General features: G+C 59.3%; 36 protein-coding genes. 4 read left to right on the forward strand and 32 right to left on the reverse strand.

Annotated features, from left to right (window positions below; translation table 11 throughout):
* The first annotated feature begins 5 nt into the window (after positions 1–5).
* A complete protein-coding gene (locus BSG20_RS20645; protein ID WP_037117901.1) occupies positions 6–308 on the forward strand; it encodes a DUF1883 domain-containing protein in 303 nt (100 codons plus the stop codon).
* Here the strand turns inward: BSG20_RS20645 and BSG20_RS20650 are convergent, their stop codons facing one another.
* Both BSG20_RS20650 and BSG20_RS20655 read right to left on the reverse strand, forming a co-directional pair.
* On the reverse strand, positions 309–1,625 hold the full coding sequence (locus BSG20_RS20650; RefSeq protein WP_072377835.1) for a replication-associated recombination protein A: 1,317 nt from the start codon (positions 1,623–1,625) through the stop codon (positions 309–311). It abuts the gene before it with no gap.
* The gene (locus BSG20_RS20655) at positions 1,622–3,025 is read right to left on the reverse strand and encodes a DegQ family serine endoprotease (RefSeq protein WP_072377833.1); all 1,404 of its coding nucleotides are present in this window, start codon (positions 3,023–3,025) and stop codon (positions 1,622–1,624) included. The genes BSG20_RS20650 and BSG20_RS20655 overlap by 4 nt, the downstream gene beginning before the upstream one ends.
* Before the next feature lie 350 nt (positions 3,026–3,375).
* Between BSG20_RS20655 and BSG20_RS20660 the strand changes: the two genes are divergently transcribed.
* A complete protein-coding gene (locus BSG20_RS20660; RefSeq protein ID WP_072377831.1) occupies positions 3,376–3,732 on the forward strand; it encodes a lysozyme inhibitor LprI family protein in 357 nt (118 codons plus the stop codon).
* Between the two features lie 36 nt (positions 3,733–3,768).
* Here BSG20_RS20660 and ilvD read toward each other — a convergent pair whose 3' ends face one another.
* On the reverse strand, positions 3,769–5,607 hold the full coding sequence (gene ilvD, locus BSG20_RS20665; protein WP_072377868.1) for a dihydroxy-acid dehydratase: 1,839 nt from the start codon (positions 5,605–5,607) through the stop codon (positions 3,769–3,771).
* A gap of 327 nt (positions 5,608–5,934) precedes the next feature.
* Between ilvD and msrP the strand changes: the two genes are divergently transcribed.
* Positions 5,935–6,882 carry a protein-methionine-sulfoxide reductase catalytic subunit MsrP gene (gene msrP / locus BSG20_RS20670; protein WP_072377829.1) on the forward strand — a complete coding sequence of 316 codons (948 nt, stop codon included), beginning with the start codon at positions 5,935–5,937 and terminating at the stop codon, positions 6,880–6,882.
* On the forward strand, positions 6,882–7,538 hold the full coding sequence (gene msrQ / locus BSG20_RS20675) for a protein-methionine-sulfoxide reductase heme-binding subunit MsrQ (protein ID WP_072377827.1): 657 nt from the start codon (positions 6,882–6,884) through the stop codon (positions 7,536–7,538). Before msrP ends, msrQ begins: the two co-directional genes overlap by 1 nt.
* 66 nt (positions 7,539–7,604) lie before the next feature.
* On the opposite strand, the gene BSG20_RS20680 is transcribed toward msrQ, so the two are convergent.
* The 29 genes from BSG20_RS20680 to BSG20_RS20820 form a co-directional block, all read right to left on the reverse strand.
* Positions 7,605–7,988, reverse strand: coding sequence for a VOC family protein (locus tag BSG20_RS20680; protein ID WP_072377866.1), 384 nt, complete (start codon positions 7,986–7,988; stop codon positions 7,605–7,607).
* 254 nt (positions 7,989–8,242) lie between these two features.
* On the reverse strand, positions 8,243–8,668 hold the full coding sequence (rplQ, locus tag BSG20_RS20685; RefSeq protein WP_072377825.1) for a 50S ribosomal protein L17: 426 nt from the start codon (positions 8,666–8,668) through the stop codon (positions 8,243–8,245).
* A 145-nt stretch (positions 8,669–8,813) separates the two neighbouring features.
* Entirely contained in the window at positions 8,814–9,824 is a 1,011-nt protein-coding gene (locus BSG20_RS20690) for a DNA-directed RNA polymerase subunit alpha (protein ID WP_024314764.1), read from the reverse strand.
* Between the two features lie 100 nt (positions 9,825–9,924).
* Positions 9,925–10,314, reverse strand: coding sequence for a 30S ribosomal protein S11 (gene rpsK, locus BSG20_RS20695; RefSeq protein ID WP_003547577.1), 390 nt, complete (start codon positions 10,312–10,314; stop codon positions 9,925–9,927).
* Positions 10,315–10,448: 134 nt separating this feature from the next.
* Positions 10,449–10,817, reverse strand: coding sequence for a 30S ribosomal protein S13 (gene rpsM / locus BSG20_RS20700; protein WP_024314765.1), 369 nt, complete (start codon positions 10,815–10,817; stop codon positions 10,449–10,451).
* Between the two features lie 220 nt (positions 10,818–11,037).
* Positions 11,038–11,688: an adenylate kinase gene (locus BSG20_RS20705; RefSeq protein WP_072377823.1), complete on the reverse strand. Its 651-nt coding sequence runs from the start codon at positions 11,686–11,688 to the stop codon at positions 11,038–11,040.
* The gene (secY, locus tag BSG20_RS20710; protein WP_024314767.1) at positions 11,685–13,025 is read right to left on the reverse strand and encodes a preprotein translocase subunit SecY; all 1,341 of its coding nucleotides are present in this window, start codon (positions 13,023–13,025) and stop codon (positions 11,685–11,687) included. Before secY ends, BSG20_RS20705 begins: the two co-directional genes overlap by 4 nt.
* Positions 13,026–13,263: 238 nt before the next feature.
* Positions 13,264–13,737, reverse strand: coding sequence for a 50S ribosomal protein L15 (rplO, locus tag BSG20_RS20715; protein ID WP_072377820.1), 474 nt, complete (start codon positions 13,735–13,737; stop codon positions 13,264–13,266).
* Between the two features lie 15 nt (positions 13,738–13,752).
* Positions 13,753–13,962: a 50S ribosomal protein L30 gene (rpmD, locus tag BSG20_RS20720; protein WP_007531681.1), complete on the reverse strand. Its 210-nt coding sequence runs from the start codon at positions 13,960–13,962 to the stop codon at positions 13,753–13,755.
* 14 nt (positions 13,963–13,976) lie between these two features.
* Positions 13,977–14,546: a 30S ribosomal protein S5 gene (gene rpsE, locus BSG20_RS20725; RefSeq protein WP_016553561.1), complete on the reverse strand. Its 570-nt coding sequence runs from the start codon at positions 14,544–14,546 to the stop codon at positions 13,977–13,979.
* A gap of 132 nt (positions 14,547–14,678) precedes the next feature.
* A complete protein-coding gene (gene rplR / locus BSG20_RS20730; protein WP_024314769.1) occupies positions 14,679–15,041 on the reverse strand; it encodes a 50S ribosomal protein L18 in 363 nt (120 codons plus the stop codon).
* A gap of 12 nt (positions 15,042–15,053) precedes the next feature.
* A complete protein-coding gene (rplF, locus tag BSG20_RS20735) occupies positions 15,054–15,587 on the reverse strand; it encodes a 50S ribosomal protein L6 (protein ID WP_037117382.1) in 534 nt (177 codons plus the stop codon).
* Positions 15,588–15,629: 42 nt separating this feature from the next.
* Positions 15,630–16,028: a 30S ribosomal protein S8 gene (gene rpsH / locus BSG20_RS20740; RefSeq protein WP_003547562.1), complete on the reverse strand. Its 399-nt coding sequence runs from the start codon at positions 16,026–16,028 to the stop codon at positions 15,630–15,632.
* Between the two features lie 12 nt (positions 16,029–16,040).
* A complete protein-coding gene (gene rpsN / locus BSG20_RS20745) occupies positions 16,041–16,346 on the reverse strand; it encodes a 30S ribosomal protein S14 (protein WP_003573787.1) in 306 nt (101 codons plus the stop codon).
* A gap of 32 nt (positions 16,347–16,378) precedes the next feature.
* Entirely contained in the window at positions 16,379–16,936 is a 558-nt protein-coding gene (gene rplE, locus BSG20_RS20750; RefSeq protein WP_024314771.1) for a 50S ribosomal protein L5, read from the reverse strand.
* Positions 16,929–17,237, reverse strand: a complete 309-nt coding sequence (rplX, locus tag BSG20_RS20755; protein WP_024314772.1) for a 50S ribosomal protein L24 — start codon at positions 17,235–17,237, stop codon at positions 16,929–16,931. The genes rplE and rplX overlap by 8 nt, the downstream gene beginning before the upstream one ends.
* A 12-nt stretch (positions 17,238–17,249) precedes the next feature.
* Positions 17,250–17,618 (reverse strand): 50S ribosomal protein L14, encoded by a 369-nt coding sequence (rplN, locus tag BSG20_RS20760; protein WP_007787738.1) that lies wholly within the window; start codon positions 17,616–17,618, stop codon positions 17,250–17,252.
* A 260-nt stretch (positions 17,619–17,878) separates the two neighbouring features.
* On the reverse strand, positions 17,879–18,118 hold the full coding sequence (gene rpsQ, locus BSG20_RS20765; RefSeq protein WP_007787739.1) for a 30S ribosomal protein S17: 240 nt from the start codon (positions 18,116–18,118) through the stop codon (positions 17,879–17,881).
* Between the two features lie 11 nt (positions 18,119–18,129).
* Complete coding sequence (gene rpmC, locus BSG20_RS20770; protein WP_016553554.1) at positions 18,130–18,330, reverse strand: 50S ribosomal protein L29; 201 nt, start codon at positions 18,328–18,330, stop codon at positions 18,130–18,132.
* Between the two features lie 12 nt (positions 18,331–18,342).
* Positions 18,343–18,756: a 50S ribosomal protein L16 gene (rplP, locus tag BSG20_RS20775; RefSeq protein WP_003573792.1), complete on the reverse strand. Its 414-nt coding sequence runs from the start codon at positions 18,754–18,756 to the stop codon at positions 18,343–18,345.
* Between the two features lie 36 nt (positions 18,757–18,792).
* Positions 18,793–19,512: a 30S ribosomal protein S3 gene (rpsC, locus tag BSG20_RS20780; RefSeq protein WP_007531669.1), complete on the reverse strand. Its 720-nt coding sequence runs from the start codon at positions 19,510–19,512 to the stop codon at positions 18,793–18,795.
* Positions 19,512–19,901 carry a 50S ribosomal protein L22 gene (gene rplV, locus BSG20_RS20785; RefSeq protein ID WP_007787740.1) on the reverse strand — a complete coding sequence of 130 codons (390 nt, stop codon included), beginning with the start codon at positions 19,899–19,901 and terminating at the stop codon, positions 19,512–19,514. The genes rpsC and rplV overlap by 1 nt, the downstream gene beginning before the upstream one ends.
* Before the next feature lie 2 nt (positions 19,902–19,903).
* Positions 19,904–20,182 carry a 30S ribosomal protein S19 gene (rpsS, locus tag BSG20_RS20790; protein WP_007531666.1) on the reverse strand — a complete coding sequence of 93 codons (279 nt, stop codon included), beginning with the start codon at positions 20,180–20,182 and terminating at the stop codon, positions 19,904–19,906.
* Positions 20,183–20,197: 15 nt separating this feature from the next.
* A complete protein-coding gene (rplB, locus tag BSG20_RS20795) occupies positions 20,198–21,034 on the reverse strand; it encodes a 50S ribosomal protein L2 (RefSeq protein WP_072377818.1) in 837 nt (278 codons plus the stop codon).
* An 11-nt stretch (positions 21,035–21,045) separates the two neighbouring features.
* Positions 21,046–21,339: a 50S ribosomal protein L23 gene (locus BSG20_RS20800; RefSeq protein ID WP_024314774.1), complete on the reverse strand. Its 294-nt coding sequence runs from the start codon at positions 21,337–21,339 to the stop codon at positions 21,046–21,048.
* Positions 21,336–21,956: a 50S ribosomal protein L4 gene (gene rplD, locus BSG20_RS20805; RefSeq protein WP_024314775.1), complete on the reverse strand. Its 621-nt coding sequence runs from the start codon at positions 21,954–21,956 to the stop codon at positions 21,336–21,338. The genes BSG20_RS20800 and rplD overlap by 4 nt, the downstream gene beginning before the upstream one ends.
* A 13-nt stretch (positions 21,957–21,969) precedes the next feature.
* Positions 21,970–22,611, reverse strand: a complete 642-nt coding sequence (gene rplC, locus BSG20_RS20810; protein ID WP_024314776.1) for a 50S ribosomal protein L3 — start codon at positions 22,609–22,611, stop codon at positions 21,970–21,972.
* Between the two features lie 34 nt (positions 22,612–22,645).
* The gene (gene rpsJ, locus BSG20_RS20815) at positions 22,646–22,954 is read right to left on the reverse strand and encodes a 30S ribosomal protein S10 (RefSeq protein WP_003547547.1); all 309 of its coding nucleotides are present in this window, start codon (positions 22,952–22,954) and stop codon (positions 22,646–22,648) included.
* A 310-nt stretch (positions 22,955–23,264) separates the two neighbouring features.
* Positions 23,265–23,355 (reverse strand): EF-Tu C-terminal domain-related protein (locus BSG20_RS20820; protein ID WP_022719208.1); only part of this gene is annotated, 91 nt, incomplete at its 5' end.

A 23,355-nucleotide genomic window follows, 5' to 3' on the forward strand; every position in this document is an offset into this window, starting at 1 on the left:
GACCGATGCCGAAACCGAACTTCCGCTTTACCCACTACGATCTGAAGGAACAGCGCGCCGGGACGATCATCGAGGTGACGTTGAACGCGGTCGCGAATGTTCGCCTGATGACGGCACCAAACTATCAGCGCTTTACCGAAGTTCTCGACTTCAAATATGTCGGCGGCGTCGCCCGAAAGTCTCCCATCCGTCTATCCATTCCCGACAGCGGACATTGGCATCTGGTCGTCGACATGGAAGGCCATCACGGGCTTGCGGAATCCGCCGTCAAACTTGTCGCGCCCGCGGGGCAGGTGCGTGCCTCCTGATCAACGCTGATTGCGTTCCTTCCTGAGCTTTGCCCACCATTCAAGCCGCTTGCGGATATCCCGCTCAAAGCCGCGCTCCGGCGGATCGTAGAAAGTCTGCCGGCCCATTTTCTCCGGGAAATAGTCCTGGCCGGAAAAGGCGTCCGGCTCGTCGTGGTCGTAGCGATAGCCTTCACTGTAGCCCTCCCCCTTCATCAGCTTTGTCGGTGCATTCAGGATGTGCTTGGGCGGCAGCAGGGAGCCATTCTGCTTGGCAGCCATCGTCGCGGCCTTGAAGGCTGTGTAGACGGCGTTCGATTTCGGCGCAGTCGCCAGATAGACGCAAGCCTGCGCCAACGCCAGTTCGCCCTCCGGCGAACCGAGGTAGTCATAGGCATCTTTCGCTGCGTTGCAGATCACCAGCGCCTGCGGGTCGGCCAAGCCGATGTCTTCGACGGCCATGCGAACGAGCCGCCGGCCGAGGTAAAGCGGATCTTCGCCGGCGTCGAACATGCGAGCGAGATAGTAAAGCGCTGCATCGGGGTCGGAGCCGCGGACGGATTTATGCAGTGCAGAGATGAGATTGTAGTGCCCATCCTGCGCCTTGTCATAGACCGGGGCGCGACGCTGCACGATCCGGGTCAGGGCCTCCGTGTCGAAGGTTTCTCCCTCCCGAGCAGCACGCCAAACCTCCTCCGCAAGGGTCAGCACGGCGCGACCGTCGCCGTCGGCCATTCGCAGCAGGCTTGCGCGCGCGTCTTCCGCCAGCGGCAATGCCTTGCCCTCGACCGCCTCTGCACGCTTCAGCAATTCCTCAAGGCTTTCATCGTCGTGCGATTTGAACGTCAACACGCGAGCGCGCGACAGCAAGGCCGCGTTGAGTTCGAAAGACGGATTCTCGGTGGTAGCGCCGACAAGGATGACCGTGCCGTCCTCCATGACAGGAAGGAAGCTGTCCTGCTGCGCCCTGTTGAAGCGATGGATCTCGTCGACGAAGAGTAGCGTTTGCCGGCCGTCCATCCGGCGCATGCGCGCCGTTTCAAATACCTTCTTCAGATCCGCCACCCCGGAGAAAATCGCGGATATCTGCTCGAATGCGAGACCTGCCTCGCCCGACAGCAACCGGGCGACGGTGGTCTTGCCGGTTCCAGGGGGCCCCCAGAAGATCATCGAGCCGAGCGAACCACTCTCGATCATGCGTCGCAACACACCGTCTTCACCGGTCAGGTGCTCCTGGCCGGTCACTTCCGAGAGTGTCCGGGGTCGCAGGCGATCGGCGAGAGGCCGCCGATTAGCGACCTCTTCTGGAATATGCGGTGCAAAAAGATCGTCACTCATCGGAAGAACTGTCTGATGCGTTGGCCATCGCGCTCGATCTCGACGCGCCAGAAGCTCGGATCCTCGTCGGCGACGGCGGCCAGTTCCTTGGTCGTCCTAACTTCGGTGCCGTTGATCGAGATGATGATGTCCTTCGGCTCAAAACCGAGGCGAGCGGCAAGGGAATCCTCCTTCACCTCGGAAACAACGACGCCGGTCGATTCGGAGGGCATACGAAGCTCGTCAGCGACGCGAGGCGACAGGTTCTCGACTACGGCGCCCGTAAAGGGCGTGCGGCCGCCGATCGTGCGCTGATCGCGTGGAGCTGTCTCGGGCGCTCTGGCGAGTGCCAGCGCGATCTGCTGCTCGCGGCCGTTCTCAACCACGGTCAACTGCACCGATTTGCCCAGCCCTGCCGTTGTCAGGCGATAGAGAAGCGCATCCGGATGCTCAACCGCAATGCCGTCGACGGCGGTCACGATTTCACCTGTCTTCAAACCAGCCTTCGCAGCCGGGCTGCCGTCACTCACCTTGACCACGAGGGCGCCGCGCGCCTTGTTGAGCCCGAGCGCCTCGGCAACCTCGGATGTCACCGCATCGAACGTCGCGCCGACATAGGGGCGCTCGAAGGATTTTACCCCCGCATCGGCCGAGGCGAGGAACACCTTGACTAGATTGGCGGGGATCGCGAAGCCGATGCCGTTTGAGCCGCCGCCGCGCGAAAAGATCGCCGTGTTGATGCCGATCAGCTCGCCCTTCATGTTCATCAGCGCGCCGCCGGAATTGCCGGGGTTGATCGACGCGTCCGTCTGGATGAAGAAACCGAACTCGTTCTTGACGACCTGGTTGCGCGCCAGCGCCGAAACGATGCCACTCGTGACCGTCTGGCCGACACCGAATGGATTACCGATCGCCATGACGAGATCGCCGACTTCGACGGCATCGGAATTGCCGAGCGGCAGCGTCGGGAAGCTTTCCTTCGTATCGACCTTGAGAACAGCGAGATCGACGCGGTCATCCCTCAAGACGACCTTGCACGGAAATTCCCGCCCGTCGGAGAGCGCAACCTTGATATCATCGGCGCCTTCCACGACGTGATTGTTCGTGACGATCGTTCCGTTTGCTTCAACGATGACGCCGGATCCCAGCGACGACTGCTTCTCGCTGCGGTTCGGCATCTGCTGACCGAAAAACTCCTCGAAGAAGGGATCGCCGGCAAAGGGAGACTGCCTGCGTATCGTCTTTTCCGCATAGACGTTCACGACGGCTCCGGACGTCTGTTTGACCAGCGGCGCGAAGGAAAGCTGCATCTCCATCTGGCTCTGCGGGACAGTCTTGGCCGTCTGAGCGTTGGCGGAAACCGGTAGCGCGAGCACCAGAGCCACAAAAGGCAGGGCAGCGCGCTTCAACAGGTATTGCATGGGGAGTCCTTCTGAAATTCTCTTGTGAAGACGTTGTAGCGCCGGACGCTAGAAAGGAAAGAGGGCGGAAGCATGGAAGAATAAAGCGGCTCACGAACTGCTGAACACGCCTCGCAAATCGATTCAGGAAGGAGCTCCATGCGACTGATATCTAATGACAAAGGAGGCCAACGTCACCCGTGAGAGACATCTTGACTCTACGGATGGCAGCGAGGCGCCCTTCTCGGATGGCGATAGAGAACGTCTCCCCGTCAATTCACCCTGCAAACGCGACTCTGTTCTTGCCGAAGCCACGGCGTGCATCATCTACCCACGGGCAGCTCCACAGCCAATTGAACAGGAACTCATGCATGAGACGTCTCCGCAGCACACTTCTCCCTTTCGCGATATTTATCCTTTGCACGCCCCTTGCCAGCGTTTCCTATGCCGCGAGCTTCGACTGCGAGGCCAAGGAGTTGAAGCCGGACGAAAAGGTGATTTGCGAGAACCGCGCGCTGAACGACGCCGATGTGAAGATGGTGACGACCTTCGATCTGCTTTCCGGGCTTATGGCGATGGGTTCGCGCGGCACGTTGCAGGACGGGCAAACGGCCTGGCTGAAGAAACGCCAGGAATGCGCTTCCGATGCGGCTTGCATCAAGGCCGCCTACGACGAACGCCTGAAGCAGCTGGACGAGACCTATAAAAAAATAAACCGGCCGCTTTAGCGACCGGTCCATCAATGCACGCCTTTGATCAGCAGTTCAGCGGCTGCCAAGGTCGCGAACAGCGCCGCGGTCGGCGCTGGTTGCGAAGGCAGCATAGGCCTTCAGCGCCGTCGTGACGTTGCGCTTGCGCTGTTCGGCCGGATGCCAGCCCTTCTCCTCCTGCTCGGCGCGGCGGTTCGCCAGCTCCTTGTCATCGACGCGCAGGCTGATGATGCGGTTCGGGATGTCGATGTCGATCATGTCGCCCTCGCAAACCAGACCGATGATGCCGCCGTTTGCGGCTTCCGGCGAGACGTGGCCGATGGAAAGACCGGACGTGCCTCCCGAGAAGCGCCCGTCGGTGATCAGCGCGCACGCCTTGCCGAGACCCTTCGACTTCAGATAGCTCGTCGGGTAGAGCATTTCCTGCATCCCGGGACCGCCCTTCGGACCTTCATAGCGGATGACGACGACATCGCCGGCAACGACCTGGTTCGACAGGATGGCCTTCACCGCTGCATCCTGGCTTTCATAAACCTTGGCCGGACCGGAGAACTTCAGGATCGATTCATCGACGCCCGCCGTTTTCACGATGCAGCCGTCGAGCGCGAGGTTGCCCTTGAGAACCGCAAGGCCACCATCCTTCGAGAACGGATGTTCGACGGAGCGGATGACGCCCTTTTCCCGGTCCGTGTCCAGATCGTCCCAGCGCGCTTCTTGGCTGAAGGCAACCTGGGTCGGGATGCCGCCTGGCGCAGCGCGGTAGAAATTGCGGACGGTTTCGCTATTGGTGCGGGTGATGTCCCAACGATCGATCGCATCGCCAAGCGTTTCCGCATGGACCGTCGGGCATTCTCGGTTGAGCAGGCCGCCCTTATCCAGTTCGCCCAGGATCGACATGATGCCGCCGGCGCGGTGAACGTCTTCCATGTGGACGTCGTTCTTTGCCGGGGCGACCTTGGAAAGGCAGGGGACGCGGCGCGAAAGCGCGTCGATGTCGGCCATCGTGAAATCGATCTCGCCTTCGTGCGCAGCCGCCAGGATGTGCAGGACGGTATTTGTCGAACCGCCCATGGCGATGTCGAGGGCCATCGCGTTCTCGAATGCCTGTTTGGAGGCGATCGTGCGCGGCAGAGCCTTGACATCGTCCTGCTCGTAGTAGCGGCGAGCTAGATCGACGATCAGGTGGCCGGCCTCGACGAATAGGCGCTTGCGATCAGCGTGCGTTGCGAGCGTCGAGCCGTTGCCTGGCAGCGACAGGCCAAGCGCTTCGGTCAGGCAGTTCATTGAATTGGCGGTGAACATGCCGGAGCACGAGCCACAGGTCGGACAGGCCGAGCGCTCGATCACCTTGACATCTTCGTCACTGATCTTGTCATCGGCGGCCGCGACCATCGCATCGACGAGATCGAGTGCATGCGTCTTGCCGTGCAGGACCACCTTGCCGGCTTCCATCGGACCACCGGACACGAAGACCGTCGGGATGTTGAGGCGGAGCGAGGCCATCAGCATGCCGGGAGTGATCTTATCGCAATTGGAGATGCAGACCATGGCGTCGGCACAATGGGCGTTGACCATATATTCGACGCTGTCGGCGATCAGTTCGCGCGAGGGCAGCGAATAGAGCATGCCATCATGGCCCATGGCGATGCCGTCGTCGACGGCAATGGTGTTGAACTCCTTGGCGACACCACCGGCCGCTTCGATCTCGCGAGCGACAAGCTGGCCGAGGTCCTTAAGATGGACGTGACCGGGCACGAACTGGGTAAAGGAGTTCACCACCGCGATGATAGGCTTGCCAAAATCGGAGTCCTTCATGCCCGTGGCGCGCCAAAGGCCGCGCGCGCCCGCCATATTGCGGCCGTGGGTCGTGGTTCTGGAACGATAAGCTGGCATGGCGTATTCCTCACGTATCGTGAAATCGTCGGCGATGCCGGGCGGCAACGGTATTGCGCGGCCAGGCTATCGCTGCTTTTTGGGATTGTCCTAATCCAAACGACCTGTACTGTCACTACCGGGAAGGCTGAAACCGGTACGCCTGCACAGCCGAGCGCATCGACTATATACGGTCGCCGCAGTCGTTTTGTTACAGACTATTCCCTCAAACACCGTACACAAAAAGTTGGCTTTCCGCAGGCCTGTCGGTGGGCATAAACAATGATCCAAAGACGCATGTGACGCGTTGAAGGTTCAGGCCGAGCTCGAATGCTCAGGAGGTTTCAGATGCCATCCTATCGTCCCCCAAAGATCGCCACCTCAGAGATCACGCCGCAGCAGGTCTATCTGAGGCGTCGCGAGTTCCTCGGCGCTGCGACACTGGGCGCCATGGCGCTCTATAGCGCCGGCAAGGCCAGTGCCGCAGCATTGTCGGTCATCGAAAGTAAATACACTGTCGACGAGAAGACGACGCCGCTCAAGGATGTCACGAGCTACAACAACTTCTATGAATTTGGGCTCGATAAGGGCGATCCCGCGGCACTTTCGGGCGACTTCAAGCCGCTGCCTTGGACGATCAAGGTCGACGGCATGGTCAACAAGCCCGGCACGTTCGACGTCGAAGCGCTGATGAAGGAATTTCCGATCGAGAGCCGCACCTATCGCATGCGGTGCGTCGAGGCTTGGTCGATGGTCATTCCGTGGGACGGCTTCCCCCTTGCCTCCCTGCTCGACAAGGTGGAGCCGCTCGGAAGCGCGAAGTACGTCGCTTTCGAGACGGTCGTGCGACCGGAGGAGATGCCGGGGCAGAAGGGCATCTTCCAGTCGCTGGACTGGCCCTATTTGGAAGGCCTGCGGCTGGACGAGGCACGTCATCCACTGACGCTGCTCGCCGTCGGCCTTTACGGCGAAACCTTGCCAAACCAGAACGGCGCTCCGATCCGCCTGGTCGTGCCGTGGAAATACGGTTTCAAAGGCATCAAGTCGATCGTGCGGATCACGCTGACCGACAGGGAGCCGAAGAACACCTGGCAGGTCACCAATCCGCAGGAATACGGCTTCTACGCCAACGTCAACCCCGAGGTCGATCATCCGCGCTGGAGCCAAGCAACAGAGCGGCGCATCGGCGAAAGTGGCTTCTTCGGTGCGGGCCGCCACCCCACTCTGCCGTTCAACGGCTATGCCGACGAGGTGGCCAGCCTCTATAGCGGCATGGATCTGAAGGCGAATTTCTAATGACGGATTTCTCGCTCACGCTTCCGAAACGCTGGCAGCCGGCATCCGTGTGGCTGCTTTACGTGTCTGGGTTCCTCCCTGCTGCCTGGACCTTCTATCTCGGCGCGACGGACCAGCTCGGCGCCGATCCGGTGAAGACCTTCGAACTTTTCCTGGGCCTATGGGCGATCCGCTTCCTGATCCTGACGCTTGCCGTCAGCCCCGCCCGCGATCTGCTCGGTTGGAACTATCTCCGCTATCGCCGCGCTCTCGGCCTGCTCTGCTTCTACTACGTGGCGATGCACTTCACGGTCTACATGGTCCTCGACCAAGCCTTGATCCTTTCGGCCGTCATGAATGACGTGGTGAAGCGCCCCTTCATTATGTTCGGCATGGCCGGCCTGACGTTGCTTATCCCACTTGCCGTGACCTCCAACAATTTCTCGATCCGCCGCCTGGGACCGAACTGGGTCCGCCTGCACCGCCTCGTCTACATCGTGGCAGCCTGCGGCGCGCTGCATTTCGCGCTGTCGACCAAACTCCTCGGCCTCGAGCAATCCATCTATATCGGTCTGCTGATCCTCTTGATCCTCTACCGCTCTTGGCGGCCGATTGCCCGCAGTAGGAAGCGCGGGCAAGATCGCGAGCGCACGCGGGCTCCTGCGACCGTGTCGTGATGCTAAGGCGACCGTGCAGTCTTCCTGATCGCGGGCGGACGCCAGGCAGATCTGGCACGCGGCCGGTCACGCTCCCGCCGCTGGCTGATTGATCATGGCTTCGATGTTGTATCCATCCGGATCGAGAACGAAGCAGGCGTAATAATCAGGAGCATACTGCGGCCGTGGACCAGGCGCACCATTGTCCTTGGCACCGGCATCGAGCGCGGCCTGATAAAAAGCGTCGACGTCCGTCTTCCTACTAGCTCGGAAGGCGACGTGCAGGCGCGTCAAAGGCGGCTCGCTGTCCGCCTGCTGGATCTCGAATAGGCTGCCGCCGCCAATATCGAAAGCCCAAAATACGCTCTCCTTACCGAAGGAGAGTTTGTACCCCAGTGATGCAAAGGCGCTTTCGTAGAACAGCTTGCTCTTCTGCAGATCACTCACTGCAATGGTTATGTGGTCGATCACGCTGCGCACTCCTTGGGACGCCTGACGGCAGAGGCAAAGCCAACGCCGATCCGAAATTTGCTCGACACGCATCCGATGGGTGCCCGATCTCGATATGCTCGTTGTCGCGGATGCCCCAGAAGAGCCTCTTCTGTGACAAGAGGCCATTAGGGGGCGATCGAAAACACCCCTTTTTGTCCCGGAACACAGCGCCCCAAACTAAAACAGCCGGGCTTCGCAGCCCGGCTGTTTTGCTTCCGGCAAACCGGAAATGATTAAGCGGCTTCAGCTGCAGCAGCTTCGGCTTCAACGCGAGCCTTGTCAGCTGCACCCTTGGCGTGGGTGTCGCGGTCAACGAACTCGACGACGGCGAGAGCAGCGTTGTCGCCCTGGCGGAAGCCAGCCTTCATGATACGCAGGTAGCCGCCGTTGCGGGTTGCGTAGCGCGAAGCGATCGTGTCGAAGAGCTTCGAAACGACAGCGGCGTCGCGGATCTGCGAGATCGCCTGACGACGAGCGTGCAGGTCACCGCGCTTGCCGAGGGTGACGAGCTTTTCAACGATCGGACGGATTTCCTTTGCCTTCGGCAGGGTGGTCACGATCTGCTCATGGGTGATGAGCGAAGCCGCCATGTTGGCAAACATTGCCTTGCGGTGGCTAGCGGTCCTATTCAGCTTGCGGCCGGCTTTACCGTGGCGCATTGCTATTCTCCTTCACTTGCAGGCATCCGCCTGCCGTTTGAACCTGCGCATGTCCCGCTCCGGCTCCAGCCGGAGCGACAAGGCATATGCGCCATTTAACATGCTAAGGCCAAGCTTTATGCGCTCCGCAGGAGCGCTTGCGGCCTTAGTATTGGTCTTCGTAACGCTTGGCGAGATCTTCGATGTTCTCAGGCGGCCATGCCGGCACTTCCATGCCGAGGTGCAGGCCCATGGAAGCGAGAACTTCCTTGATTTCGTTCAGCGACTTGCGACCAAAATTCGGCGTGCGGAGCATTTCTGCTTCGGTCTTCTGAATGAGGTCACCGATGTAGACGATGTTGTCGTTCTTCAGGCAGTTTGCCGAGCGAACAGACAGTTCGAGTTCGTCCACCTTCTTGAGGAGCGCCGGGTTGAAAGCGAGTTCGGTGACCGCTTCCTCTTCGGTTTCCTTCTGCGGCTCGTCGAAGTTGACGAACACGCCAAGCTGATCCTGGAGAATGCGAGCCGCGAAAGCGACGGCATCTTCGCCGGAGATCGAACCGTCGGTCTCGATCGTCATGTTCAGCTTGTCGTAGTCGAGAACCTGTCCTTCACGGGTATTTTCTACCTTGTAGGACACCTTCTTGACCGGCGAATAAAGGCTGTCGACCGGGATGAGACCGATCGGAGCATCTTCCGCACGATTGCGATCGGCCGGAACATAGCCCTTGCCGTTGTTGACGGTGAATTCCATACGAATTTCCGCACCCTCGTCGAGCGTGCAGATGACATGCTCGGGGTTGAGGATTTCAATGTCACCGACCGTCTGGATGTCGCCAGCCGTTACAACGCCCGGGCCCTGCTTACGCACGACCATGCGCTTCGCGTCATCGCCATCCATCTTGATGGCGATTTCCTTGATGTTGAGCACGATGTCCGTCACGTCTTCGCGGACGCCCGGGATCGACGAGAACTCATGCAGAACGCCATCGATCTGCACAGCCGTCACTGCGGCACCGCGCAGCGAGGACAGCAGAACGCGGCGAAGCGCGTTACCGAGGGTGAGGCCGAAACCACGCTCAAGCGGCTCTGCTACGAGCGTCGCCTTGATGCGCGAGCTCGACGAGAACTCGACCTTGTTCGGCTTGATCAATTCCTGCCAGTTTTTCTGAATCATATTTTTGCCTTCCGTTCGTTGCCACCATCCAATCGTGGCAACCGAGCTTGAGAAGCACCGGGGGCGAAAATCCGCTCACCGGCGTTGTGAGTGGCGATGATCAGACGCGGCGCTTCTTGCGCGGGCGGCAGCCATTGTGCGGGATCGGCGTCACGTCGCGGATGGACGTGATCATGAAACCAGCAGCCTGGAGCGCGCGCAGAGCGGATTCACGACCCGAACCCGGACCGCAAACTTCGACTTCCAGCGACTTCATGCCATGCTCCTGAGCCTTCTTGGCGCAGTCTTCAGCAGCGATCTGGGCAGCGAACGGGGTCGACTTGCGCGAGCCCTTGAAGCCCTTGGCGCCGGCCGACGACCAGGCAATCGCGTTGCCCTGTGCGTCAGTGATGGTGATCATCGTGTTGTTGAAGGTCGAATTGACGTGGGCAACACCCGACGAAATGTTTTTACGTTCGCGACGGCGAACGCGTACGGCTTCCTTGGCCATTTAAATCCCTTTCTTGGATCTCTTCACCGCCGTAATGCCAGCGGCTACACCGGAACGAGACCTTGCGGCCCTGCCCGAAACTCAAAAGAGGCCGGCGCAGACCGCCAGCCCCCTCACCTCCGGTTTCCCGGAAATTACTTCTTCTTACCAGCGATAGCCTTTGCCGGGCCCTTGCGGGTACGAGCATTGGTGTGCGTGCGCTGACCGCGGACCGGAAGGCCACGGCGATGACGCAGGCCGCGGTAGCAACCGAGGTCCATCAGACGCTTGATGTTCATCGAGGTTTCGCGACGCAGGTCACCTTCGACCTGATAGTCACGGTCGATGGTTTCACGGATCTGCAGGACTTCGGAGTCCGTCAGCTGATGGACGCGCTTGTCAGCCGGCAGGCCAACCTTTTCCATGATTTCCTGCGCGAATTTTGAACCGATCCCGTGAATGTAGGTCAGCGCGATAACGACGCGCTTCGCAGTCGGGATGTTGACGCCAGCGATACGTGCCACGCCTATTCTCCTTGCGTTCCCGTTGCCATCCGGCAAGAGGCTTTTCGTTGCGCAGCCAAACCGGCCGCTCGTTCAAATTTGGGTTCGTACATGTCAAAAAGACCGAACCCGGACTTCCCTGGAAATCCGCGCCGATCGCATCAAATGTCGCGAGTTGGCGCGGTGTTTAGCGGAATCAGTGCTGAAAAGCAACCGCTTCCGCCAAGTTTATTTTCAAAGACTAAAGCTTCGAAAGTACCTTATCGATCTCGCCAGTGACGTGATCGATGTCCGCCATGCCATCGACCGACTTCAGCTTGCCCTTGGCATAGTAGTAGCCGATCAGTGGAGACGTCTCCTTGTAGTAGGCCTGCAGGCGCGTGACGACGGTTTCACGGTTGTCGTCGGGACGGCGCTTGAAGTGTGTCGAGCCGCAACGGTCGCAGACGCCTTCTACCTTCGGCTTGACGTTGGTGTCGTGGTAGCCTGCACCGCAGTTGGCGCAGGTGTAGCGTCCGGAGACGCGGTCGGCGAGGACGTTGTCGTCCACCTGGATCTCGATCACGGTGGAGAGTTCCAGGCCCTTGCTCTTCAGCATCGTTTCCGTGGCGTCGGCCTGAACCAGCGTGCGCGGAAAACCGTCGAGAATGAAACCCTTGGCGCAATCTGGAGCATCCAGACGCTCGGAGACGATGGCATTGACGATCTCATCGGAGACAAGCTTGCCGGCGTCCATGACGGCCTTTGCCCGCATGCCCACCTCCGTACCAGCCGCAACGGCAGCACGGAGCATGTCACCCGTGGAGAGCTGCGGAATTCCGTACTTCTCCACGATCCGCTGAGCCTGGGTCCCCTTACCCGCGCCCGGCGGCCCTAACAGTATGAGTCTCATCGCCCCCTCTTTCCTCCGCGCAACTTCGATTTCTTAATCAGGCCTTCGTACTGCTGTGCGATCAGATGACCCTGAATCTGTGCCACCGTATCGAGAGTTACGCTAACCACGATCAAGAGCGAAGTGCCACCCAGGGACAACGGAATGCCCGTTTGCGACACTAGAATTTCAGGCAGAATGCACACGAAAACGAGGTAGATCGCGCCAATTACCGTAATGCGGGTCAGCACGTAGTCGATATATTCGGCGGTCCGCTCACCCGGACGGATACCGGGGATGAAACCGCCATGCTTCTTCAGATTGTCGGCCGTGTCCTTCGGATTGAAGACGATCGCCGTGTAGAAGAAGGCGAAGAAAGCGATCAGCATGCCATAGAACAGCATGTAGAGCGGCTGGCCGTGCCCAAGCGCGGCCACAATCGAGGTTGCCCATGCAGGCAAGGACGAGGTGTTTGCGAAGCCTGCGAGCGTCGCTGGCAGCAACAGCAGCGAGGACGCGAAGATCGCCGGGATAACACCCGAGGTGTTGAGCTTCAGCGGCAGATGCGAGGTATCGCCCTGGAACATGCGGTTGCCGACCTGACGCTTCGGATACTGGATCAGGAGGCGGCGCTGCGCGCGTTCGACGAAAACGATGATGGCGATGACGCCAATCGCGACGAGGATGACCGCGAGAATCAGTGTCGTCGACAGGGCGCCTGTGCGGCCGAGTTCAAGGGTGCCAGCAAGAGCCTGCGGAAGGCCGGCTGCAATCCCTGCGAAAATGATCAGGGAAATGCCATTACCAATTCCGCGCGAGGTGATTTGCTCGCCGAGCCACATCAGGAACATCGTGCCGCCGAGCAGCGTAACAACCGTGGAAACGCGGAAGAAGATGCCCGGATCGACAACCAGGCCGTTGCCGCTCTCAAGACCGACGGAGATGCCGTAGGCCTGAAGCGCACCGAGGAGGACCGTGCCGTAGCGCGTGTACTGGTTGATGATCTTGCGGCCCTGTTCGCCTTCCTTCTTCAGGTTTTCGAGCGCGGGGACGACCGAGGTCATCAGCTGCACGATGATCGAGGCGGAAATGTAAGGCATGATGCCGAGCGCAAAGATTGCCATGCGCTGCACGGCACCACCCGAGAACATGTTGAAGAGGCCGAGAATGCCTCCCGCCTGGCCACGGAAGGCCTGGGCATAAGCTTCTGGATTGAGGCCTGGGAGCGGAATGTGCGTACCCAGCCGGTACACGAGGAGAGCAGCCAGTGTGAACCACAGGCGCTTCTTGAGATCCTCGGCTTTGGCGAAGGTCGAGAAATTGAGGTTGGAAGCCAACTGTTCCGCTGCAGACGCCATGCGTTTCTCCGCGCTACCAATTTCGGGCTCAAGCCAAGCGAGGTGCCGGACCCGGAATCAGCATTCTGAATTATTCAAAAGCGGGCTTCGGACGGATTGCGGACGCAACCTATGCCTCACCCTTGTGTTCGTCCTACCGCCCATGACGCACGTGCGTCCAGCCGGTTTTTGTGAGGCTCACATATGGGAGCAAAATCGCCCGGTGTGAAGCACCCCGGGCGACTTATCATAAGATTAATTATTCTGCAGCTGCGGCAGAAAGAAGCGTGACGGAACCGCCTGCCTTTTCGATCTTTTCGATCGCCGGCTTGGAAGCGCCAGCAACTTCGAACTTGACCTTTGCCTTCAACTCGCCGTCGGCGAGAACGCGAACACCGTCCTTGACACGGCGGATAACGCCGGCAGCCTTCAGAGCGGTTGCGTCGACAGTTGCCTTCGCGTCGAGCTTGCCGCCGTCGATGGCAGCCTGAACACGCTCAAGCGACACGACGACGAAGTCGGCCTTGAAGATGTTGTTGAAGCCGCGCTTCGGCAGGCGACGGTAGATCGGCATCTGACCGCCTTCAAAACCGTTGATGGCAACGCCAGAGCGGGACTTCTGACCCTTTACACCGCGACCACCGGTCTTGCCAGAACCCGAACCAATACCGCGGCCGAGGCGCTTGCGGCTGTGGGTTGAACCTTCGTTGTCTTTGATTTCATTGAGTTTCATAGTGAATCTCCCGGCTTACTTCTCGTCGACGACGCGAACGAGATGCTGGACAGCACGGATCATGCCACGAACGGAAGGGGTATCTTCCAGCGTGCGGCGACGGTGCATCTTGTTGAGTCCGAGGCCAATCAGCGTGCGCTGCTGGACGTCCGGACGACGAATCGGGCTGCCGATCTGTTCGACAGTAACCGTCTTCGCTTCAGTCTTCTTGGTAGCCTTAGCCATCTGTCAGACTCCCCTTATTCTTCAGAGGCATTGCCAGAAGCGGCACGGCGAGCCTGGAGCGTTGCATACTTGATGCCGCGCTGAGCTGCGATGTCCTTCGGGTGAACCTGGTGCTTCAGAGCGTCGAAGGTAGCGCGAACCATGTTGTATGGGTTCGAGGAACCGGTCGACTTGGCGACGACGTCGTGAACGCCGAGCGTTTCGAAAACGGCGCGCATCGGGCCACCGGCGATAATACCGGTACCGACCTTGGCCGAACGAAGCAGAACCTTGCCGGCGCCATGGCGGCCATGAACGTCGTGATGCAGCGTACGGCCGTCACGCAGCGGTACGAAGATCAGTTCGCGCTTGGCAGCTTCAGTCGCCTTGCGGATCGCTTCCGGCACTTCGCGCGCCTTGCCGTGACCGAAGCCAACGCGGCCCTTCTGGTCACCTACGACGACGAGAGCGGCGAAACCGAAACGGCGGCCACCCTTTACAACCTTGGCAACGCGATTGATCGCGACCAGCTTGTCGACGAATTCGCTATCGCGTTCTTCGCGGTTCTGGCGATCGTCGCGAGAACCTCTTCTTTCCTGTGCCATTGTCCTTTTCCTTTTTCTTTTCCGGGTGCAATCGGCAAACAAAACGAAGACCGCATCGGCCTCCCCTTACGGGACGCCTGCGGTCCGGTGAGATCCGGCCGGTGCCCTAGGGCTTGCCGGCCGGAAACTTTATTAGAAGGACAGACCGCCTTCGCGGGCTGCTTCTGCCAGAGCCTTGATGCGGCCGTGGTAGATGAAGGCGCCACGGTCGAATACGACGTCCTTGACGCCTGCCTTCGATGCGCGCTCAGCAACGAGCTTGCCTACGAGGGTAGCTGCTGCCGTGTCAGCACCGGTCTTCAGAGAACCGCGCAGATCCTTGTCGAGGGTCGAGGCAGACGCGAGCGTCTTACCGGCGACATCGTCAATGATTTGAGCATAGATGTTCTTCGACGAGCGATGAACCGACAGGCGCGGACGACCGTTGGCCACCGACTTGAGGTGACGACGCACGCGGTTGGCACGACGTGCAAGTGCTTCTTTCCTGCTAGCCATTTCGCGTGATCCTTACTTCTTCTTGCCTTCTTTGCGGACAATCCGCTCTTCGGCATACTTGACGCCCTTGCCCTTGTAAGGCTCAGGACCGCGGTATTCGCGGATTTCAGCGGCAACCTGGCCGACCTGCTGCTTGTTGATGCCGGAAACGACGATTTCCGTCGGCTTCGGCACAGCGATCGTAATGCCCTGCGGCGGCTCATAAACGACGTCGTGGCTGAAGCCGAGCGCCAGCTGCAGGTTCTTGCCCTGCAGGGATGCGCGGTAACCAACACCGTTGATTTCGAGCTTGCGCTCGTAGCCGTCCTTGACGCCCTTGAAGATGTTCTCGATCATCGTGCGGGACATGCCCCACTTCGAACGAGCTTCCTTCGACTGCGTGAGCGGCGTTACAACAACCGCATTATCCTCGAGCTTGATGCCGATTCCGTCATTTGCGACGAAGAACAGTTCGCCCTTCGGGCCCTTTGCAGTGACCTTCTGGCCTTCGACCGTAGCCGTAATCCCAGCAGGTACCTGAACGGGCTTTTTACCGATACGAGACATGTTTCAATCCTGTCTGTTCGCTATGGAGATCCTTGCTCTGTCTTAGAAGACCGAGCAAAGAACCTCACCACCAACGTTCTGTTCGCGAGCCTGGTGATCGGCCATCACGCCCTTCGGGGTCGAAAGGATAGTGATGCCGAGGCCGTTCGCGACCTGCGGAATGGACTTGACCGAGACATAAACCCGGCGGCCCGGCTTGGACACACGGCCGATCTCACGGATCACCGATGCGCCTTCGTAGTACTTGAGCTCGATGCTGAGTTCCGACTTGCCATTGCCGAAATCGACAACGGAATAGCCACGGATGTAGCCTTCGGACTGCAGAACATCGAGAACGCGTGCACGGAGCTTCGAAGCAGGCGTCGAGACCGACGACTTGCGGCGAGAAGCGCCGTTGCGGATGCGAGTGAGCATATCGCCCAACGGATCAGTCATTGTCATCTAACCTGCTCCTTACCAGCTCGACTTGACGATGCCCGGCACCTTGCCGAGATTGCCGAGTTCACGCAGCGCGATACGCGACATGCGCAGTTTGCGGTAGTATGCGCGCGGACGGCCCGATACTTCGCAACGGTTGCGAATGCGGGTCTTGGATCCATCGCGCGGCAGGGATGCCAGCTTGATCGAGGCCTTGAACCGCTCTTCGATCGGAAGAGCCTGGTTCATGATGATCGCCTTCAACGCAGCCCGCTTAGCGGCCTGGTTGGCGACCGTAGTACGGCGGCGCTTGTTCTTTTCAACTGCGCTTGTCTTCGCCATGTGCGGTTCCTTTTCTACGCTCGTCGTTACGGTTACTGACGGAACGGGAAGTTGAACTCTGTCAAAAGAGCCCGTGCTTCGTCGTCCTTCGTTGCCGTCGTGCAAACGATGATGTCCATGCCCCACATCTGATCAACCTTGTCGTAGTTGATCTCAGGGAACACAATGTGCTCCTTGATGCCCATGGCGAAGTTGCCACGGCCGTCAAAGCTTTTCGGGTTCAGGCCACGAAAGTCGCGAACGCGCGGAAGCGCGATGTTGATCAGACGGTCCAGGAACTCGTACATGCGAGCGCCGCGCAGGGTAACCTTTGCGCCGATCGGCATATCTTCGCGGACCTTGAAGCCAGCGATGGAGTTGCGTGCACGGGTGATGACCGGCTTCTGACCAGCGATAGCAGCCAGGTCAGCTGCAGCAACAGTCGGCTTCTTCGAATCAGCCGTTGCTTCACCAACACCCATGTTGATTACGATCTTGTCGAGCTTCGGGATCATCATCTCGTTGGCGAAGGAGAACTTCTCCTGCATCGCCGCGCGGATGCGCTCAACATATTCCTTCTTGAGCCGCGGCTCGTACTTTGCCTCAGCCATCGATCACATCTCCAGAACGCTTAGCCACACGGACCTTCTTGCCGTCAACAACCTTGAAACCAACGCGGGTCGGCTTGCCGTCCTTGTCGATGATTGCAACGTTTGACAAGTGAACCGAGGCTTCCTTGCTGATGATGCCGGCTTCCTGGGTCTGCGTCTGGCGCTGATGGCGCTTTACGACGTTGACGCCACGAACAACGGCGCGATCTTCCTTAGGCAGAACCTGAAGGACTTCGCCGGTGCGGCCCTTGTCCTTGCCTGCGAGCATGACGACCTTGTCGCCCTTACGAATCTTTTGCATCGTTCGCGCTCCTTACAGTACTTCGGGAGCCAGCGAGATGATCTTCATGTGGTTCTTGGCGCGAAGTTCGCGCGGAACCGGTCCGAAGATACGGGTGCCGATCGGCTCTTTCTTGTTGTCGATGAGGACTGCTGCATTCGTGTCGAAGCGGATGATGCTGCCATCAACGCGACGGATTTCCTTGGCGGTACGAACGACCACCGCCTTCATCACGTCACCCTTCTTCACGCGGCCACGCGGGATCGCTTCCTTGATCGAAACGACGATAACGTCGCCGATCCCGGCATACTTGCGCTTCGAGCCGCCCAGCACCTTGATGCACATGACACGACGTGCGCCGGAATTATCCGCCACGTCGAGGTTTGTTTGCATCTGAATCATATCAGGTCGCCTTCTTGGTTTACCGGAATGGTTGGGCTGTGAGCCCCCTTCCCCGGCTTATGAAAATTGTCAGCCGGCCGCTTGCTACGAGAGCAGGCGAAAACACGGCATAGCTTGAATAGCGCGGGATCGATCGTGCCAGGGTGGTTTCCCAACGGGACCTTCCGTGCGCTCAAAGCAAAAGAACGCCCGACGGACGAGCGTTCTGACGCTGCTTCATACAGATATTTCCGCGAGACGCAAGGCCTCGCGCAAAAATCTTACTTGGCCTGGGCGGAAACGACCGTCCAGCGCTTGTCCTTCGAGATCGGCGCGCATTCCTCGATGGATACGGTATCGCCGATCTTGTACTGGTTGTTTTCGTCGTGAGCCTTGTACTTCTTGGAACGACGAACGGTCTTCTGGAGCAGCGGGTGAGCGAAACGACGCTCAACGCGAACTACGACAGTCTTCTCGTTCTTGTCGCCAACGACAACGCCCTGCAGAATGCGCTTCGGCATGATCTTTTCCTTTACGCCTTTGCTTCTGCCGCCTTCTGGCGGGCAATGGTTTTCACGCGGGCGATGTCCTTGCGAACTTCGTTGACGCGAGAGGACTTTTCGAGCTGACCGGTGGCCTTCTGGAAGCGCAGGTTGAACTGCTCCTTCTTCAGGTCGGCAAGCTTGTCCTTGAGCTGATCGGCCGTCAGGCCGCGAACTTCTTCGGCTTTCATGTGCCTTGCTCCTTACTCTGCAATGCGCTGTACGAAGCGCGTCTTGACCGAGAGCTTGGCAGAGCCGAGGCGAAGCGCTTCGCGAGCGATTTCTTCGCTAACACCGTCGATTTCGAACATCATACGGCCTGGCTTGACCTTGCATGCCCAATATTCAACAGAGCCCTTACCCTTACCCATACGGACTTCGGTCGGCTTTGCGGTTACCGGAACATCCGGGAACACGCGGATCCATACACGGCCGGCGCGCTTCATGTAACGCGTGATCGCGCGGCGGGCCGCTTCGATCTCGCGTGCATTGACGCGGTTCGGCTCTTGAGCCTTAAGGCCGAATTCACCGAAGGCGAGGTCTGAACCACCCTTGGCGACGCCCTTGATGCGGCCCTTAAATTGCTTGCGATACTTGGTACGCTTTGGCTGCAACATTTTCTTATTCTCCGAACTTATCTGCCACCAACGCTATTAAGCGTTGTCGCGGCGACGATCGCGATCACGGCTTGCCGGACCCTGAGCGTCACCCTCGAGTGCGCGGCGCTCGGAGGCCATCGGATCGTGCTCAAGGATTTCGCCCTTGAAGATCCAAACCTTGATGCCGCAGATGCCGAAAGCGGTTTCCGCTTCAGCCGTACCATAGTCGATGTCAGCACGCAGCGTGTGCAGCGGAACCCGACCTTCGCGGTACCACTCCGTACGAGCGATTTCCGCACCGCCGAGACGGCCTGCGCAGGTGATCTTGATGCCTTCGGCGCCAAGACGCATTGCAGACTGAACGGCACGCTTCATGGCGCGACGGAAAGCAACACGACGCTCGAGCTGCTGAGCGATCGACTGCGCGACGAGCGTAGCGTCGACTTCCGGCTTGCGAACTTCAACGATGTTGAGGTGCGTTTCGGAATTCGTCATCTCCGACAGCTTCTTGCGGAGCTTGTCGATGTCTGCGCCCTTCTTGCCGATGATCAGGCCCGGACGAGCCGAGTGGATCGTGACGCGGCACTTCTTGTGCGGACGCTCGATGACCACCTTGGCGATACCGGCCTGCTTCAGCTCGCTCATCACGAACTTGCGCATCTTCAGGTCTTCGTGCAGCAGCTGGCCGTACTCGGCATTGTCCGCAAACCAGCGGCTATCCCACGTACGGTTGATGCCAAGACGGAAACCGATTGGATTGATTTTCTGACCCATTATGCGGCCTCCTCTTGTGCCTGCACTTCGCGGACAACGATCGTGAGGTGCGCGAACGGCTTCTCGACGCGAGATGCACGGCCACGGCCACGAGCGTGGAAACGCTTCATGACGATCGACTTGCCTACGTAGGCTTCTGCGACAACCAGCGTGTCAACGTCGAGATCGTGGTTGTTCTCGGCGTTTGCGATCGCAGATTCGAGCGTCTTCTTGACGGCGCCTGCGATGCGCTTGCGGGAGAATTCCAGCTCAGCGAGTGCACGATCGACCTTCTTGCCGCGGATAGCCGCAGCAACGAGGTTGAGCTTCTGTGGGCTGACGCGGAGCGTACGGGCGACTGCTTGCGCCTCGTTGTCCTTCAGCCGGCGTTCGGCTTTTGCCTTGCCCATGATTACTTCCTCTTTGCCTTCTTGTCCGCACCGTGACCGTAGTAGGTCCGGGTCGGAGAGAATTCACCGAATTTGTGGCCGACCATGTCTTCATTGACGCTGACCGGAACATGCTTGCTGCCGTTGTAGACGCCGAAGGTGAGACCGACGAACTGCGGCAGGATCGTGGAGCGACGGCTCCAGATCTTGATTACTTCTGCACGTCCGCCTTCACGAACCTTCTCAGCCTTCTTGAGAAGATAGCCGTCAACGAACGGACCTTTCCATACTGAACGAGCCATTGGAGACTTCCTCTCTTACTTCTTACGCTGATGACGCGAGCGCATGATCATCTTGTCGGTCGACTTGTTCGACCGGGTGCGCTTGCCCTTGGTCGGCTTGCCCCACGGCGTTACCGGGTGACGACCACCAGAGGTACGGCCTTCACCACCGCCGTGCGGATGGTCGACCGGGTTCATGACGACACCGCGGTTATGCGGACGCTTGCCGCGCCAAACAGTACGACCGGCCTTGCCGTCATTGATGTTGGCGTGGTCAGGGTTGGAGACAGCTCCGATCGACGCCAGGCAAGAGCCATGGACGAGGCGCTGTTCACCGGAGTTCAGGCGAAGGATCGCCATGCCCTGGTCGCGGCCGACGAGCTGTGCGTAACCACCGGCGGAGCGGGCGATCTGACCACCCTTGCCCGGCTTCATTTCCACGTTGTGGATGATGGAGCCGACCGGAATGAACTGCAGCGGCATCGTGTTGCCGGGCTTCACGTCGACAGCCTTTTCCGAAGCGATGACCTTGTCGCCGGCAGCAAGGCGCTGCGGAGCAAGGATATAGGCCTTCTCGCCGTCAGCATAGCTCACCAGCGCGATGAAAGCCGTACGGTTCGGATCGTATTCGATACGCTCGACGGTGCCCTCGACGTCGAACTTGCGACGCTTGAAGTCGATCAGACGATAAGTGCGCTTGTGACCGCCGCCGATGAAGCGGGCAGTGATGCGGCCGAGGTTGTTACGACCGCCGCTCTTGGTCAGACCTTCCGTCAGCGCCTTGACCGGCTTGCCCTTGTAGAGCGAGGAGCGATCAACGATGACCAGCTGACGCTGGCTCGGGGTCGTCGGATTGAATGTTTTCAATGCCATCTTTTTATTCCTCAGAGACCGGTGGAGACGTCGATCGTCTGGCCTTCAGCCAAAGTCACGACAGCCTTCTTCACGTCCTTCTGCTTGCCGACAATACCGCGAAAACGCCTGGTCTTGCCCTTGCGGAGCAGAGTGTTGACGGCCGTGACCTTGACGCCGAAGAGCGCCTCGACTGCAGCCTTGATTTCCGGCTTCGACGCCGTCTTGGCGACATTGAAAACAACCTGGTTGTTTTCCGATACCAGAGTGGACTTTTCGGTGATCGCCGGCGAGACGATCACATCATAGTGGCGAAGATCGGTCACTTGAAACGCTCCTCTAGAGCTTCAACGGCAGCCTTGGAAAGCACGAGCTTGCCACGGCGCACGATGTCATAAACGTTGATGCCCTGGATCGGCAGAACATCGATATTCGGGATGTTCTTGGCTGCGAGCTTGAAGTTGCCATCAAGTTCAGCGCCACCGATGAAGAGAGCGTTGGTCAGGCCGAGCGTCTCGAAGGTCGATGCCAGTGCCTTGGTCTTTGCTTCAGCAGCGACTAGGTTGTCGATGATGATGACATCATCGGACTTCAGCTTTGCCGAAAGAGCGAGGCGCAGGCCGAGCGCGCGAACCTTCTTCGGAAGGTCGTGTTCGTGGCTGCGAACAACCGGGCCGTGAGCCTTACCACCGCCGCGGAACTGCGGAGCGCGAGCCGAATGGTGACGAGCGCGGCCCGTACCCTTCTGCTTGTACATCTTGGCACCGGTGCGCCATACTTCGGCGCGGCCCTTGGCCTTGTGCGTGCCCTGCTGCTTCTTGGCAAGCTGCCAGCGGATGACGCGGGCGAGAATGTCTTCGCGGGGCTCGAGGCCGAAAATCGCGTCAGAAAGAGAAACCTTCCCTGCGTCTTTTCCCTCGAGGGTCTTGACGTTGAATTCCATTGGTCTGGCTCCCTTACTTCGCGGCCGACTTGACGGCGTCGCGCACAATGATCCAGGCACCCTTGGAACCGGGTACTGCACCCTTGATCAGGATCAGACCGCGATCTTCATCGGTCGAAACCACTTCAAGGTTCTGAGTCGTAACGCGCGTCTGGCCCATGTGACCAGCCATCTTCTTGTTCTTGAAAACCTTGCCCGGATCCTGGCGCGAACCCGTCGAACCATGCGAGCGGTGCGAAACAGACACACCGTGCGTGGCGCGAAGACCGCCGAAACCGTGACGCTTCATGGCGCCCGCAAAGCCCTTACCGATCGTCGTACCCGTCACATCGACGAGCTGACCAGCTGCGAAGTGACCAGCCTTGAGCTCGGTGCCAACCTCGAGGAGGTTGTCTTCCGTGACGCGGAATTCCGCGAGCTTGGCCTTCGGCTCGACATTGGCGACAGCGAAGTTACCGCGCATCGCCTTCGACGTATTCTTGACCTTCGCCGCGCCAGCACCGAGCTGAACTGCGGCGTAGCCGTTCTTTTCCACTGTGCGCTGGGCCACAACCTGGCAGCCTTCCATGCGCAGTACTGTTACCGGAACATGCTCGCCGGCGTCGTTGTAGACGCGGGTCATGCCCACCTTTTGTGCAATCACACCTGAACGCATCGGTTCAATCCTTCCAACTCAGCTCGAGCAGGGCTCAGAGCTTGATCTCAACATCGACACCCGCGGCGAGATCGAGCTTCATCAGCGCGTCTACCGTCTGCGGTGTCGGGTCAACGATGTCGAGAAGGCGCTTATGCGTGCGCATCTCGAACTGCTCGCGGCTCTTCTTGTCGATGTGTGGGGACCGGTTGACCGTAAACTTCTCGATGCGAGTCGGAAGCGGAACGGGGCCCCGGACACTAGCTCCGGTGCGCTTCGCCGTCGACACGATCTCGCGCGTCGAAGCGTCGAGAATGCGGTGATCGAACGCCTTCAGGCGAATGCGGATATTTTGGCCGTTCATTCGACGTTATCCTTGTGTTTGTTATCCCGCGCGCCTTTCGGTTAGGCACGGGCTGTTTTTATTCCTAAGGCGGACCACCGGTTTCAAAGATCGAGAGAGGCTCCGGGTTACGGTGCCCCTATCCAGTCTTCAGGCCTTCCAGCCCACCTTATTGTTTGCTGTAGTCACCCGCTTCGATGAGCGAAGCAGGGCGCAAATAGCGCTCGCGCGCCATTTGCAACATTTTGCTGTAATAAGCAAGCGGCCAAAGCCACTTGCTTCATAATATTGTCATCGAACCGGCCGCTCGCGTGGAGCGGCCGTTGCAAGCTTACTCGACGATGGAAGCAACGATGCCTGCGCCGACGGTACGGCCGCCTTCGCGGATCGCGAAGCGCAGCTTTTCTTCCATCGCGATCGGA

This window comes from Rhizobium tibeticum (assembly GCF_900110205.1).
In the GTDB taxonomy this organism is placed as follows: Bacteria; Pseudomonadota; Alphaproteobacteria; order Rhizobiales; family Rhizobiaceae; genus Rhizobium; species Rhizobium tibeticum.